The organism is Microbispora sp. NPDC046933 (assembly GCF_040644635.1).
Taxonomy (GTDB): domain Bacteria; phylum Actinomycetota; class Actinomycetes; order Streptosporangiales; family Streptosporangiaceae; genus Microbispora.
The window spans coordinates 111,757-125,388 of sequence record NZ_JBEYWW010000014.1 but is presented as its reverse complement, the minus strand read 5'-3'; the positions used below and the strand labels follow the sequence as shown (position 1 = coordinate 125,388).

The following is a 13,632-nucleotide window of genomic DNA, read 5'->3' as shown; positions in this document are numbered from 1 at the left end:
AAAATCATTCCCATTTCCTGGGGGGTCGTGGCATGCATGCTGTCGCTGGTCACCGCGTGCGGAAGCAGTGAGGCGGCGTCCACTTCCTCCCAGCCTCAGGCGGTCCGGCTGACGAGTTGCGGGACCGATCTGAAGATCCCGGCTCCGCCCCGGCGAGCGGTCGCCATGGAGCAGAACGCGGCAGAGATCATGTTGTCTCTGGGGCTGGCCGACCGTATGGCCGGCACCGCCTACCAGACCGACCCCGTGTTGCCCGCTCTGGAAGCGTCCTACGCGCAAGTGCCCGTGCTCGCGCGGCAGTATCCGGGACGCGAGGCGCTACTGGGCAAGAAGCCCGACTTCATCTATTCCATGCGCGCTTCGGCCTTCGCCCCCGAGGCCGCCGGATCCCGGCAGGACCTCGCCAAGCTGGGCATCCCCGCCTACCTGTCCTCCAACGACTGCGAGGACCGCACGCTCATCCCCGCCAGGGCCGAGTTCGATGCGATCTTCACCGAGATCGGGGACATCGCCGAGATCTTCCGCGTGCCGGGCCGGGGACGCGAAGTAGTCAGCGACCTGCGGCGAAGACTGGAGGAGGCGAAGCACTCGGCGCCAAAGGATCTCGATGCGAGCGTCATGTGGTACTACTCCGGCACCAGGACGCCCGCCATCGCCGGAGACACCGGGCTACCCGGCACGATCAGCAGGCTGCTGGGAGCGCGCAACGCCTTCGCCGACGTCACGCAGCAATGGACGGAGGGCAACTGGGAGGCGATCGCCGAGCGTGATCCAGACGTGATCGTGCTGGCCGACCTCACCCGCGGCGGCGATGGCGACAGCGCCGAGGCCAAGAAGGAGTTCCTCCGCAAGGACCCCGTCGCCTCCAAGCTCGAAGCGGTCAAGAAGGACCGCTTCATCGTCGTCCCAGGCTCCTCGATGGATCCGTCCATCCGCAGCGTCACCGCCGTTGAACAGGTCGGTCAGGGACTGGCCCGCCTGTACGGCTGAACACCACCGATCGGAGATCACCTTGACCGCCCCCGCAACTTTCCTTTCCCCCCGTGACCTGCTGGCCCGCTGGGAAGAGCAACAAAGCGCTTACGTCGCCCATCGGGAGAACCGCTTCGAGGTCATGCTGGACATCCTCCGCCTTCACTCCCCCGCTGAACCGACTGTGCTGGACCTCGCCTGCGGGCCGGGCTCGATCTCGGATCGGGTGCTCGCCCGCCTGCCCGGGTCGCGGGTGGTCGCCGCCGACTACGACCCTGTGCTGGTCCGGATCGCCCAGACGGTTCTCGCCGAGTACGGCGACCGGGCAACGGTGCTCGACACTGATATCGCTGCACCGGGATGGGCCGATGTTCTCGCCCGACACCGTTTCGACGCCGTGCTCACCTCGACCGCGTTGCACTGGCTGTCGCCCCGGCAGTTGCTTGGGGTCTACACCGAACTCGCGGCGATTCTCCCTCCCGGTGCGGTGCTTCTCAACGCTGACCATCTCCGTTTCGGAGCCGAGCATCCCACCCTGCGCGAGGTGTCCGAGCGCCACGAAAAGCGTGTTCAGGAGGCCGCTTTCGCCGGAGGCGCGTGCACCTGGGACGAGTGGTGGGCCCTTGCCGGACGGCTTCCTGACCTCGCCGGCCTGCTCGCCGAGCGTGAACGGCGTTTCGCCGACCGACCGCCCCAGCCCCTGGCGCCGCTCGCCTTCCATCTCGCGGCGCTGCAAACCGCCGGCTTCACCGAGGTGGGAACCGCCTGGCAATACCTCGACGACTACGTCGTCTTCGCCAGGCGATGACAGCGCGGACCGTCACCGCGACGCGACGGCTCAGCACCATCCTCGCGATCGTCGTGGGCATACTGCTCCTCGCGATGTCGATCACGGCCGCATCGGTGGTGGGGGCAGCGGGTTTGTCTCCGGCTGCCGTGCTGCGGACGGTCGCGGTGCATGCCGGCCTGCCCGTGGAACCGCTTCCGGCGCTGGACGACGGCATCGTCTGGGAGCTTCGCCTGCCCAGGGTGCTGCTGGCCGTGCTGGTGGGAGGCGGCCTTTCGGTGTGCGGGGCGGTGCTGCAGGCGCTGACCCGAAACCCGCTGGCCGATCCCTACCTGCTCGGCATCTCCTCCGGTGCCTCGACCGGCGCCGTGGCCGTGCTGGTCCTGGGGATCGGCACCGGCGCCATGGCCCTGTCGACCGGTGCCTTCGCGGGGAGCCTGCTCGCCTTCGGCTGCGTCCTGGCGGTCATCGGCAGGGGAACCGGAGGCTCGATCCGTGTCGTGCTGACCGGGGTCGTGGTCTCGCAGTTGTTCAGCGCGCTGACCAGCCTCATCGTGATCTGGGCCGGGGACGCGCAGAGCACTCGGGGTGTCACCTTCTGGCTGCTGGGCTCGCTGGCCTCGTCGAACTGGGCGAGCGTGGGTTTGTGCGCCGCCGCCGGGGCTGCGGGAGTCCTCATCTGCTGGCTGGCCTCTCCTTCACTCGACGCGTTCGCCTTCGGCAGGGAGGCCGCCGCCTCCTTGGGCATCACTCCGGCCAGGACGGAGATCACGCTGTTCGCCACCACGGCGCTCACCACCGCGGTGCTGGTAGCGGCGAGCGGCGCGATCGGCTTCGTGGGCCTCATCACCCCACATGCCGTTCGGGCCCTGACCGGTGGCCGGCACCGCGTGCTCCTGCCGGCCTGCGCCCTGTGTGGCGGTTTGTTCCTGCTCGTCGCAGACACTGTGGCCCGCGCCGCGTTCGCACCCCGCGAAATCCCTGTCGGCGTCCTGACGGCGCTGATCGGCGTGCCCGCCTTCGCGGTCATCATGTGGCGGCGAAAGGACATGCCGGCATGAGCCTGAGCGCCCACGAGATCACCTGGACGGCGCAGGGGCGTCCGATCGTGGACGGGATCACCGTCGAGATACCGCCCGGTGGGCTCACCGGGTTGCTCGGCCCGAACGGCTCGGGAAAGTCCACCCTTCTGCGGCTCCTCGCAGGGCTCATGCGACCGCGCGGCGGCACGGTGCTGCTCGACGGGCACGACCTGAACGGCCTGCCGCGGCGCGGCGTCGCCCGCCGCCTGGCAGTGGTGGCACAGGAAGTGAACACCGATGTGGAGATGACCGTGCTGGACGTGGTCCTGCTCGGGCGCATCCCGCACCGTGGCCGGACGGCCGCCTCCGGCGCGCAGGATCTATCGCTCGCACGCCAGGCCCTGCGGCAGTGCGGCATGGCTGAGCTGGAACACCGGCGCTGGTCCACACTCTCCGGCGGTGAGCGCCAGCGGGTGAACATCGCCCGTGCTCTGGCCCAGGAGCCATCGGAGCTGCTGCTGGACGAGCCCACCAACCACCTCGACATCGTCCACCAGCTCGCACTGCTCGACATGCTCGCGGCGACCCCGGTCACGGTCGTCACCGCCCTGCACGATCTCAACCTCGCCGCACAGTATTGCGACCACCTGCTCCTGTTGCACGAAGGACGGCTGGTCGCCGGCGGCTCTCCCGGGGAGGTCCTCACCGAGCAGTGGCTGGAGCGCGTCTACCGGGTACGGGCGGAGGTCACGACCTCCGCCACGGGTCGCCCCTGCCTGCGCTTCCTCGGCCCGCTTGATCGCCCACACCGCGCGGTGAGGTGAGTCAGGAGTCTCGGCTACCGCCGCTCGGCGTAGCGGGCCAGCGCCTGGGCGGTGCGGATCAGGTGGATGTGGGTGAACGCCTGGGGGAAGTTGCCGAGCTGGCGTCCTGCTCTGGGGTCGTATTCCTCGGCGAGGAGGCCGACGTCGTTCGACAGGGCGACGAGGCGTTCGAACAGTTCGACGGCGTCGTCGTGGCGGCCGATCATCGCTCTGGCCTCGGCGAGCCAGAAGCTGCAGGCGAGGAAGGCGCCTTCGCCGCCGGGCAGGCCGTCGACGGGGTTGTCTTCCGCCACCGGATAGCGCAGGACGAAGCCGTCGGTCATGAGTTCGCGTTCGACGGCCTCGATGGTGCCGATGACCCGGGGGTCGTCGGGGGGCAGGAAGCCGACGATGGGGATCTGCAGGAGGGCGGCGTCGAGTTCCCGCGAGCCGTAGGACTGGGTGAAGGTGTTGCGCTCGGGGTCGTAGCCCTTGTCGCACACCTCGGCGTGGATGCGGTCGCGCAGGGCACGCCAGCGCTCCACGTCGCCGCGCCGGCCCAGCTCCTCGATCACGCGGACCATGCGGTCGGCCGCGACCCAGGCCATGACCTTCGAATGGACGAAGTGGCGGCGGGGGCCGCGCACCTCCCACAATCCCTCGTCGGGCTGGTCCCAGTTGTGCTCGAAGAACTCCATGACCTTCGTGACCAGGGCCCAGGCGTGGTCGTCCGGCGCCATGCCCTGCTTGCGCGCCTGGTAGAGGGCGTCGACGAACTCCCCGTAGATGTCGAGCTGGAGCTGGGTCGCCGCGCCGTTGCCGATCCGCACGGGCGTCGAGTTCTCGTAGCCCGACAGCCAGTCGAGCGTCATCTCCGGCAGGCGGCGTTCGCCGGCCACGCCGTACAGGACCTGGACGTCCTCGGGGCGGCCGGCGATGGCGCGCAGCAGCCAGGAACGCCAGGCGGCGGCCTCCTCGACGTACCCGGCGCCGGTCAGCGCGTCGAGCGTCATGGAGGCGTCACGCAGCCAGCAGTAGCGGTAGTCCCAGTTGCGCACCCCGCCGATGTGCTCGGGCAGCGACGTGGTCGGCGCGGCCACGATGCCGCCGGTCGGGCTGTAGGTCAGCGCCTTGAGCGTGATCAGCGAGCGGACCACGGCCTCGCGCCAGGGGCCCCGGTAACCGCACCGCGAGACCCACTCCTCCCACAGGAGCCTGGTCTCGGCGAGCTGCTCCAGCGGGTCGATCCGCTCCGGCTCCGACTCGTGCGAGGGGTGCCAGGTGAACACGAACGGCACCCGCTCCCCGGCGGCGACCGTGAACCTCGCCTCGTGCCGGTAGTCGCCGCCACGCAGCGGGACGGCGGAGTGGATCCAGACCGAGTCGGGCCCGCCGATGGCGTGCAGGTGCCCGTTCCTGCGCCGCACCCAGGGGACGATGCGCCCGTAGTCGAAGCGGATGCGGATCTCCGTCGACATCTCCACGGTGCCGGACAGGCCCTCGACGATCCGTACGAGATCGGGGTTGGCGTGCCGGGGCGGCATGAAGTCGATCACCTTGACCGCGCCCGTGGGCGTCTCCCAGACGGTCTCCAGGATGAGCGTGTTCTCGACGTACGCGCGGCGCGTGGCCCGCTCGTGTCCCGCCGGGGCCAGGCGCCAGAAGCCGTTGGACTCGTCGCCGAGCAGCCGGGTGAAGCAGGAGGGGGAGTCGAACCGCGGCAGGCACAGCCAGTCGATCGAGCCGTCCAGGCCGACGAGGGCGGCCGACTGCATGTCGCCCACCAGGGCGTAGTCCTCGATCCGCATGCCCGTCACGCTACCCGGGGCGGGCCGCCCGCAGGTAGGCGGGTTGATTGCCGTGCCGATTGGATGGCTTTACCGCGCGGGATGCTTCTCTCACACGCTCATCGCCCGCGACGTGCCGGCGCCGGGTGCCTCTCCGCTCAGCGCCTGGGCGGTGTGGATCAGGTGGATGTGGCTGAAGGCCTGGGGGAAGTTGCCGAGTTGGCGGCCTGTTCTGGGGTCGTATTCCTCGGCGAGGAGGCCGACGTCGTTCGACAGGGCGACGAGGCGTTCGAACAGTTCGACGGCGTCGTCATGGCGGCCGGTCATGGCGCGGGCCTGGGCGAGCCAGAAGCTGCAGGCGAGGAAGGCGCCTTCACCGCCGCGGAGGCCGTCGACGGGGTTGTCTTCGGCGACGGGGTAGCGCAGGACGAAGCCGTCGGTCGTGAGTTCGCGTTCGACGGCCTCGATGGTGCCGGTGACGCGGGGGTCGTCGGGAGGGAGGAAGCCGACGATGGGGATCTGCAGGAGGGCGGCGTCGAGCTCCCGGGAGCCGTAGGACTGGGTGAAGGTGTTGCGTTCGGGGTCGTAGCCCTTGTCGCAGACCTCGGCGTGGATGCGGTCGCGCAGTGCGCTCCACCGGTCGAACGGCCCGGTGCGGCCCAGCTCCGCGGCCCCCCGGGTCATGCGGTCCATGGCGAGCCACGACATGATCTTGGAGTGGACGAAGTGGCGGCGCGGGCCGCGCACCTCCCACAGTCCCTCGTCGGGCCGGTCCCAGTTGTGTTCGAGGAACTCGGCTCCTTTCACCAGCAGCGCCCAGGTGTAGTCGTCGGGCGGCATGCCCCGCTTGCGCGCCCGGTAGAGGGCGTTGGCCACCTGGCCGTAGACGTCGAGCTGGAACTGGCCGGCGGCGCCGTTGCCGATGCGGACGGGGCGGGAGCCCTCGTATCCGGACAGCCAGTCGAGCGTCATCTCCGGCAGGCGGCGTTCGCCGGCCACGCCGTACATGATCTGGTGGTCCTCGGGGCGGCCGGCGATGGCGCGCAGCAGCCACACGCGCCAGGCGTCCGCCTCCTCGAGGTACCCGGCCCGCAGGAGCGCGTCGAGGGTCATGGAGGCGTCGCGCAGCCAGCAGTAGCGGTAGTCCCAGTTGCGCACCCCGCCCAGGTGCTCGGGCAGCGAGGTGGTCGGCGCCGCGACGATGCCGCCGGTCGGGCTGTAGGTGAGCGCCTTGAGTGTGATGAGCGAACGGACGACGGCGTCGCGCCAGCGGCCCCGGTAGCCGCACCGGGCGGCCCAGTCCTGCCATAGCCGGATCGTCAGGCCGAGCTCGGCGAAGGGGTCGATGGCCTGGGGCTGCGGCTGATGGGAGGGGTGCCAGGTGAACACGAACGGCAGGCGCTGCCCGGCGTCGACCCTGAACGTCGCCTCGTGCCGGTAGTCGCTACCGCGCAGCCGGACGGGCGAGTGGATCCAGACCGAGTCGGGGCCGCCGATGGCGTGCAGGTGGCCGCCCGCCCGGCGTGCCCACGGCACGATCCGGCCGTAGTCGAAGCGGATGCGGATCTCCGTCGTCATCTCGACGGTGCCCGACAGGCCCTCCACCATCCGGACCAGGTCCGGGTTGCCGGAGCGGACCGGCATGAAGTCGACCACCCTGGCCGTCCCGGTGGAGGTCTCCCAGTCGGTCGCGAGCACCAGCGAGTCCTCGACGTACGCCCGCCGGGCGGCCCTGGCCCGTCCTTCGGCGGCCAGCCGCCAGAAGCCGTTGTGCTCGTCGCCGAGCAGCCGGGCGAAGCAGGAGGGGGAGTCGAACCGCGGCAGGCACAGCCAGTCGATCGAGCCGTCCATGCCGATCAGGGCGGCCGACTGGGTGTCCCCGACCAGGGCGTAGTCCTCGATCCGCATGCTGCTCACCTACCCGCGCCGGACGGCGTGTCCCGCCGGCGCCGGACCACGTTCCCGCGCCGGGGAGGCGTGGTCACCTGGGAGACCGTTACGGCGGCGACCGCTCGGCCATGCCGGTCAGGCGGTTCGACCTCATCATGAGCGCTTCGTAACCGGTGGCCGGGCGGTGTCCCCGGCGGGAGCCCACAGCTTCATGAAGACCTGCGTCACCGGGCCGATCGTCAGGGCGAACACGACCGTGCCGATCCCGACGGTGCCGCCGAGGAGCCAGCCCACGGCGAGCACGCTGATCTCGACGACCGTGCGGGCGAGCCGGATCGACAGGCCGAGCCGGTTGAGGCCCGTCATCAGGCCGTCGCGCGGCCCGGGACCGAAGCCGGCGTGGATGTAGAGCCCGGAGGCGGCGGCGATGGCGACGATGCCGCCCAGGAGGAAGGCCCACTGGACCGGCCAGGCCGCGGGGGCGGGGACCAGTGCCATCACGCCGTCGGCGGAGGTGCCGACCACCAGGACGTTGCTGATCGTGCCGAGGCCGGGCCGTTGCCGCAGGGGGATCCACAGCAGCAGCACCAGCGCGCCCACCAGGTTGATGCACAGGCCGATCGACCACCCGGTGCGCACCGACATGCCCTGGTGGAAGACCTCCCAGGGGTCGAGGCCCAGCCCGGACCTGACGAGCAGGGCGATCCCGGCGCCGTACAGCGCCAGGCCGGTGTAGAGGCGGACGAGCCGCAACGGGAGCGAACGGGGGCGGGGGAGGGAGATCTCGGTCATAGTCGGCCCATCGTGCACGCCGGCGGGGTTGCGAGAAAAGGGCCAATCGGAGAAATTGGCCTTTATGGATCGGCACCTCAGCGCTCCCCAGCTCGCCCGGCTCGTCCGGGGCGGCACGGGGAAGGGCGCGGCAAACGGCCCGGGAGACACACCGGACGCCCGGCCCTACTACCGGGCGCTCGCGGAGGCCGTGCGCGGCCTGATCCTCGACGGGAGGCTCGCCGTGGGGGTGCGCCTGCCGGCCGAGCGGCACCTGGCCGAGGCGCTCGGCGTGAGCCGCACCACCGTGACCGCCGCGTACGACCGGCTGCGTGAGCGGGGCTACCTGGAGAGCAGGCAGGGGTCCGGCAGCCGCACGGCCCTGCCCGGCGCCGGCGCGCTCGGGACCGACAACCCGTGGCTCGCGCCCGACGACGACGGGCTGCTGCCGCTGCACTCCGCCGCGCCCCCGGCGACCGCCCTGCTCGGCGAGGCCATCGAGGAGGCGGGCCGGGCCTATCACCGGTACGCGCTGGGCATGGGCTACCACCCTGCCGGGCTCGCGCCGCTGCGCGAGGCGATCGCCCGCAGGTACGGCGAGCGGGGGCTGCCCACCCGGCCCGAGCAGATCCTCGTCACGGCGGGGGCCCAGCAGGCCGTCCACCTGCTGATGTCGGCGTTCGCCGGGCCGGGCGACCCGGTGATGGTCGAGTCGCCGACCTACCCGCACGCGATCGACGCGGCCCGGGTGCGGGGAGCCCGCCTGGTGCCGGTGGGCGTCCAGGAGGACGGCTGGCATCTCGACCTGGTGAGCTCCGCGATGCGCCAGTCGGCGGCCTGCCTGGCGTACGTCATCCCCGACTTCCAGAACCCGACCGGCCACCTGATGGCCGACGCGGACCGCGCCGCGCTGGTGGAGGCGGCCCGCCGGTGGGACGTCAGGCTGATCGCGGACGAGAGCTGGGCGGAGATCGCGCTGGACGACACGGCGCGTGCGGCGCCGCTGGCCGCGTTCGACACCGACGGCCGGGTGATCAGCGTGGGGTCGGCCTCGAAGCTGTGGTGGGGCGGCCTGCGGGTCGGCTGGATCCGGACGAGCGCCGCGACCGTCCGCCGCCTGGCCGTTCTGCGGGCCGCCGTGGACATCGCGGGCGCGGTCTTCGAGCAGCTCGTGGTGGCGCGCCTGTTCGAGCGGGTCGAGGAGGCGCGTGCCGAGCGCCGCCGTGAGCTCGGCGCGTCGTGCGCGGCGCTCGCGGCGGTCCTGCGCGAGGAGCTGCCCGGCTGGGCGTTCACGGTGCCGCGCGGCGGCGGCTCGCTGTGGGTGCGGCTCGACGGGCCGGTGGCGAGCTCGGTCGCGGAGGCCGCCGCCGCCCGTGGCGTACGGCTGGCTCCGGGACCGTGGTTCGGCGTGGACGGCACGCTGGAGCGGTATCTGCGGCTGCCGTTCACCCAGCCGCCGGCCGTGATGGAGGAGGCGGTGCGCCGCATCGCCCGGGACTCCGCCGGATACCGCCCGCGCGAGCCGCTCACGCCGATCCTGTGAGCGCCGATCCTGTGAGCGCCGATCCTGTGAGCGCCGATCCTGTGAGCGCCGGTTCAGCGTGTCTCTGTTCAGCCCTGTCTCTGTTCAGCCCTGTCTCTGTTCAGCCCTGTCTCTGTTCAGCCCTGTCTCTGTTCAGCTGGGCGTGGGCACGGACGGCACGTGGTGCTCGGCCATCAGCGCGCGGAGCCTGCGGACGAACAGCAGCATGACGAGCCCCGCCGCGATCGCGGCGAGCGCGAGGGTGAGGAAGTACACCGGCATCGGCACGACCTTGGTCAGCCGGTAGGCCTGGCCGCCGACGGAGTCGCCGAGGGCCATCGAGAGGAACCACAGGCCCATGAGCTGGTTCTCGAACGCCCGGGGAGCGAGCTTGTTGGTGACCGACAGCCCGGCCGGGCTGAGGAACAGCTCGGCGACGGTCTGGATGAGGTAGACCGACAGCAGCCACATGACCGAGACCTTCACCCCGCCGGAGGCGACGCCGGCCGCGACCGACATGACGACGAAGCTCAGCCCGACGACCACCAGGCCGACCGCGAACTTGAACGGCGTGCTGATCCGGTTGCCCGCCTTGAGGAACATGTCCGCGAAGAGGGGGGCGACCAGGATGATCGCGAGCGAGTTGATGTTGCCCACCCAGCCCGGCGGGATCGCGAAGCCGAGCACGTTCAGGTCGGTGTCGTGCTTGGCGAACAGCAGCAGCGCGCTGCCGGCCTGGTCGTAGACGAGCCAGAAGATCGCGGCGGCGAGGAACAGCCACACGTACGCGAACAGCCCGGTCCGCTCCTCGGCGGTGATCTCGCGCGAGGAGAACAGGAAGGCGAAGTACGCCACCGGCACGGCCGCCGTCACGACCGTGAGCAGGAGGGCGAAGCGGTCCACGGTGAGCGTGCCGCTGAGCGCCCACAGGGCCAGCGCGCCCGCGCCGACGGTGAGCGAGACGCCCGCGACGAGCTTGAACCGCCGCTCCTCGTCCGGTGTCAGGCGGTGGTCCGGCTCCTCTCCGGCGCCGCACAGGGTGGCCCGGCCCCGTACGTACTGCGCCAGGCCGACGGCCATGCCCAGCGCCGCCGCGCCGAAGGCGAGGTGCCAGCGGCCGCCCGTCTGGAGCCAGGGCACGACCATGATGCCGAGGAAGGCGCCCAGGTTGATGCCCATGTAGAAGATCGTGTAGCCGGAGTCGCGCCGGGCGTCGTCCTCGTGCCGGTACAGCTCGCCCACCAGCGCCGACATGTTCGGCTTGAGCAGTCCGCTGCCCAGCGCGATCAGTACGAGGCCGAGCCAGACGAACCCGCCGCCCATGGGCATCGCCATGCTGACGTGGCCGCCCATGATGACCAGGGCGCCGCACAGCACGGTCCTGCGCGCCCCGAGCAGCCGGTCGGCCAGCCAGCCGCCCACGAGGGCGAGCAGGTAGACCGAGGCGATGTAGACGCCGTAGATGCCGACCGCGGTCGTCTCGGGCAGGCCCATGCCGCCGCGGGTGACGGGCGCCGTCAGGAACAGCACCAGGACGGCGCGCATGCCGTAGTAGCTGAAGCGCTCCCACATCTCCGTGCCGAACAGCGTGGCCAGCCCCCGTGGATGGCCGAAGAACGTCCGCTCGCCCACCGGCGGACCCGATCTTCCGGATGCCATGCGACCCCCCGATCACGCACCATCCCGTGTACCTTACCTGCCTTTATGTCTTGTTTGTCCGATTATGTAACGCCGGATAGGGAGTAACTCGCTGTCGATCTGGATCGCGGACCGGATCGCGGCGATCGTGGCGCGCAGCCGTTCGTGATCGGCGGCGGTCCCGTGGATCGTGCCCAGGTGTCCCTCGGTGCCGTCGCGCCACCGGAGGGGACGGCCCGCCTCCGCGTTCACGTTGACCTGCCACACGTCGTCCAGCGCGGCGACCTCGTCCAGGCCCCGGATCCCCGCAAGCGTGCCCTCGGCGGTGGCCGGCGGCACCACGAAGTACACGAACTCCACAGCGGGGAACGCCGGTTCCGGGATCTCCGGCGGCAGGGACAGCGCCGCCCGCAGAGCCGCGCGAACCAGGTCGAAGCGGACCGAGCGCCGTAGGAGCGCTCCGACGTAGCCGCCCACGCGGCCGTTGACCTCGATCAGGCGGGGCCCGTCCGGAGTGAGCTTGATCTCCACGTGCGTCACACCTCGCGTGACGCCGAGAGCACGCAGCGCGGACTCGGTCAGCGCGAGCACCTCCGAGGTCAGCCGTTCGGACAGGTGGGCCGGCTGGAACATGCCGGTCTCCCGGAACGGCTCGGCCAGCGGAAGCTTGCCGGTCACGCACACGTGACGCACGACTCCGTCGTGGACGACCGACTCCACCGACACGTAGTCGCCGAAGTCCGGACCGGCCGCGTCCGGGTCGCCGGGCAGCAGTTCCTCCACCACGAACTCCGTGGCACCGCCGGTCAGGAAGCGCACCGCCTCCGCCATGGCCTGCTCCAGGCTGTCGACCCGGAAGGTGTCGACGCTGCCGGCGCCCCTCCTCGGCTTGATCACCGCGGGCAGCCCCACGTCGAGCAGCGCCTCCCGCACGTCCTCCGGTTTCCGCACCACGCGGCAGCGCGTCGACTGCACCCCGGCTTCGTGCAGGCGCGATCGCTGCCGCCGCTTGTCCACCAGGCCGGCGACGACCTCGGGACTGTGGAAGGGAAGCCCGCAGGCCTCGGCGAGCTCGGCCGTCCTCGCCAGCTGATACTCGCTGAACGTCACGATCCCGCCGGCCCCCAGTGCCGCCAGCGCGCCGCGCCGTTCCCCGGGGGACATGCCGGTCAGGTCGAGGGTCCGTCCCAGCCTGCCGAGCCATTCCGCCGTGCCGGGCGAGTGCTGCCGGTCGCCCTCGCAGACGAAGACGACCGAACACAGGTTCCTCGCCGCGGCGAGGATCTCCATGGCGCTGGCGGACCCGCGGTCGTACACGACCAGGAGAAGGGGGAGGGTGGGCATGGGGCACACAGTAGGGCAGGGACGCGGCGCCTCGTCAGCCCCGGATCGCGGCGAGGTCGAGGGCGGCGAGCACCCGGGGGCGGAATCGGCCGAGTTGCTCCCGGTCCATCCCGGACGTGTACGCCTCGACGGTCGCCAGGGCCACGAGGGCGGCGAAAGGCTCCGCCCTGCGAAGGTCGTCACGGCAGGCCTCCAGGGGGTAGTCGACGGCGCTGTGCCGCCGCAATGTCGCGTGGTAGTGCCGGACGAGCTCGTCCTGCCAGGCCTCCCGTGACGCCGGCGCCAGCGACGACAGCAGCAGCAACGCGACGTCCGACATGGGGTTGCCCCACATCGCGAACTGCCAGTCGATCAGGAACGCGCCCGGGTGCTCCGCGGGCCCGCCCGGGGGCGCGAACAGGATGTTGCCGGCCCACGCGTCGCCGTGGCAGAACGTGACGATGCCGGCGCCGCTGTGGGATCGGGCCGACACCGCTTCCACGTCGGCGTCCCCGACGCACGACTCGCCGCCGGGCGGGCTCTCGGGCCAGCGCTCCGCCAGCAGCCGCGGCAGATCCCGCAGACCCATCCGCACCGCGGCGACGAGGCCCTGGGAGGTCGCGGAATAGAGCCACGGATACGGGGGTGTGAACGGGTCCGCCTCCTGGACGGCCAGGACGGAGTGCGCGAGGGCGAGGCATCGTACGGCGGCGACGGCCTGCGAACGGCTCAGGCCGTCGGCCATGACGGCGGCGGAGGCGGGTTGACCGCCCAGATCCTCCAGCGCGAGCGCGCCCCTGCCGTCGGGAGCGAGCGCCGACCAGTGGCACGCGGGCGCGATCTTCGGGGCCGTGGGGCCGCGTTCGCCCAGCAGGCGGTACGACAGCACCTCGCGGGCCATCAGACCGGTGTCCGCCGCCAGGTTTCCCCATGCGCTGACCCTGTCGGGCGGTCCCTTGAAGACGAACGAACGGCCGGCGCAGCGGACCCGGTACACACCGCCCATGAGGCCGCCCGACTGCGAGACGGAGTCCACGCCGATCTCCTCGTGGCCGCTCAGCGGCCAGCCGAGGCGCGTCCGGAGCCACTCGTGGTCGATGCCGCCCACATTCATGAT

11 protein-coding genes are annotated in these 13,632 nt (G+C 71.4%); 5 read left to right on the top strand and 6 right to left on the bottom strand.

All coding sequences use genetic code 11. The annotated features are described in order from the left end of the window. The first annotated feature begins 165 nt into the window (after positions 1-165). The 4 genes from ABZ857_RS20490 to ABZ857_RS20475 are packed head-to-tail and all read left to right on the top strand — an operon-like array spanning position 166 to position 3,605. Complete coding sequence (locus ABZ857_RS20490) at positions 166-990, top strand: ABC transporter substrate-binding protein (protein WP_357045092.1); 825 nt, start codon at positions 166-168, stop codon at positions 988-990. A gap of 22 nt (positions 991-1,012) precedes the next feature. Then, on the top strand, positions 1,013-1,780 hold the full coding sequence (locus tag ABZ857_RS20485; protein WP_357045091.1) for a class I SAM-dependent methyltransferase: 768 nt from the start codon (positions 1,013-1,015) through the stop codon (positions 1,778-1,780). Beyond that, on the top strand, positions 1,777-2,820 hold the full coding sequence (locus ABZ857_RS20480) for an iron chelate uptake ABC transporter family permease subunit (RefSeq protein WP_357045089.1): 1,044 nt from the start codon (positions 1,777-1,779) through the stop codon (positions 2,818-2,820). The genes ABZ857_RS20485 and ABZ857_RS20480 overlap by 4 nt, the downstream gene beginning before the upstream one ends. Then, positions 2,817-3,605 (top strand): ABC transporter ATP-binding protein, encoded by a 789-nt coding sequence (locus tag ABZ857_RS20475; RefSeq protein ID WP_357045087.1) that lies wholly within the window; start codon positions 2,817-2,819, stop codon positions 3,603-3,605. The genes ABZ857_RS20480 and ABZ857_RS20475 overlap by 4 nt, the downstream gene beginning before the upstream one ends. A gap of 14 nt (positions 3,606-3,619) precedes the next feature. Here ABZ857_RS20475 and ABZ857_RS20470 read toward each other — a convergent pair whose 3' ends face one another. The 3 genes from ABZ857_RS20470 to ABZ857_RS20460 all read right to left on the bottom strand — a co-directional run bounded on the left by ABZ857_RS20470 (position 3,620) and on the right by ABZ857_RS20460 (position 8,053). After that, positions 3,620-5,392 (bottom strand): glycoside hydrolase family 15 protein, encoded by a 1,773-nt coding sequence (locus ABZ857_RS20470; protein WP_357045085.1) that lies wholly within the window; start codon positions 5,390-5,392, stop codon positions 3,620-3,622. A 90-nt stretch (positions 5,393-5,482) separates the two neighbouring features. Then, positions 5,483-7,279, bottom strand: a complete 1,797-nt coding sequence (locus ABZ857_RS20465; RefSeq protein ID WP_357045083.1) for a glycoside hydrolase family 15 protein — start codon at positions 7,277-7,279, stop codon at positions 5,483-5,485. 135 nt (positions 7,280-7,414) lie between these two features. Next, complete coding sequence (locus ABZ857_RS20460) at positions 7,415-8,053, bottom strand: hypothetical protein (RefSeq protein ID WP_357045081.1); 639 nt, start codon at positions 8,051-8,053, stop codon at positions 7,415-7,417. A gap of 64 nt (positions 8,054-8,117) precedes the next feature. On the opposite strand from ABZ857_RS20460, the gene ABZ857_RS20455 reads away from it, so the two are divergent. Continuing rightward, a complete protein-coding gene (locus tag ABZ857_RS20455) occupies positions 8,118-9,575 on the top strand; it encodes a PLP-dependent aminotransferase family protein (protein WP_357045079.1) in 1,458 nt (485 codons plus the stop codon). Positions 9,576-9,707: 132 nt separating this feature from the next. Here the strand turns inward: ABZ857_RS20455 and ABZ857_RS20450 are convergent, their stop codons facing one another. From ABZ857_RS20450 to ABZ857_RS20440, 3 genes are read right to left on the bottom strand one after another with little or no spacing between them, the layout of a single operon-like run. After that, a complete protein-coding gene (locus tag ABZ857_RS20450) occupies positions 9,708-11,186 on the bottom strand; it encodes an oligopeptide:H+ symporter (protein WP_357045077.1) in 1,479 nt (492 codons plus the stop codon). A gap of 60 nt (positions 11,187-11,246) precedes the next feature. Further along, positions 11,247-12,536 (bottom strand): ATP-grasp domain-containing protein, encoded by a 1,290-nt coding sequence (locus ABZ857_RS20445; RefSeq protein WP_357045075.1) that lies wholly within the window; start codon positions 12,534-12,536, stop codon positions 11,247-11,249. A gap of 34 nt (positions 12,537-12,570) precedes the next feature. After that, positions 12,571-13,629, bottom strand: a complete 1,059-nt coding sequence (locus ABZ857_RS20440; RefSeq protein WP_357045073.1) for a phosphotransferase — start codon at positions 13,627-13,629, stop codon at positions 12,571-12,573. Positions 13,630-13,632: the final 3 nt, after the last annotated feature.

What these genes read in the sequence shown, in the direction of transcription:
- ABZ857_RS20490 (WP_357045092.1), top strand. Translation starts at nt 166, where the DNA reads ATGGAGCAGAACGCGGCAGAGATCATGTTGTCTCTGGGGCTGGCCGAC.
- ABZ857_RS20480 (WP_357045089.1), top strand. Translation starts at nt 1,777, where the DNA reads ATGACAGCGCGGACCGTCACCGCGACGCGACGGCTCAGCACCATCCTC.
- ABZ857_RS20475 (WP_357045087.1), top strand. Translation starts at nt 2,817, where the DNA reads ATGAGCCTGAGCGCCCACGAGATCACCTGGACGGCGCAGGGGCGTCCG.
- ABZ857_RS20470 (WP_357045085.1), bottom strand. Translation starts at nt 5,392, where the DNA reads ATGCGGATCGAGGACTACGCCCTGGTGGGCGACATGCAGTCGGCCGCC.
- ABZ857_RS20465 (WP_357045083.1), bottom strand. Translation starts at nt 7,279, where the DNA reads ATGCGGATCGAGGACTACGCCCTGGTCGGGGACACCCAGTCGGCCGCC.
- ABZ857_RS20460 (WP_357045081.1), bottom strand. Translation starts at nt 8,053, where the DNA reads ATGACCGAGATCTCCCTCCCCCGCCCCCGTTCGCTCCCGTTGCGGCTC.
- ABZ857_RS20455 (WP_357045079.1), top strand. Translation starts at nt 8,118, where the DNA reads ATGGATCGGCACCTCAGCGCTCCCCAGCTCGCCCGGCTCGTCCGGGGC.
- ABZ857_RS20445 (WP_357045075.1), bottom strand. Translation starts at nt 12,536, where the DNA reads ATGCCCACCCTCCCCCTTCTCCTGGTCGTGTACGACCGCGGGTCCGCC.
- ABZ857_RS20440 (WP_357045073.1), bottom strand. Translation starts at nt 13,629, where the DNA reads ATGAATGTGGGCGGCATCGACCACGAGTGGCTCCGGACGCGCCTCGGC.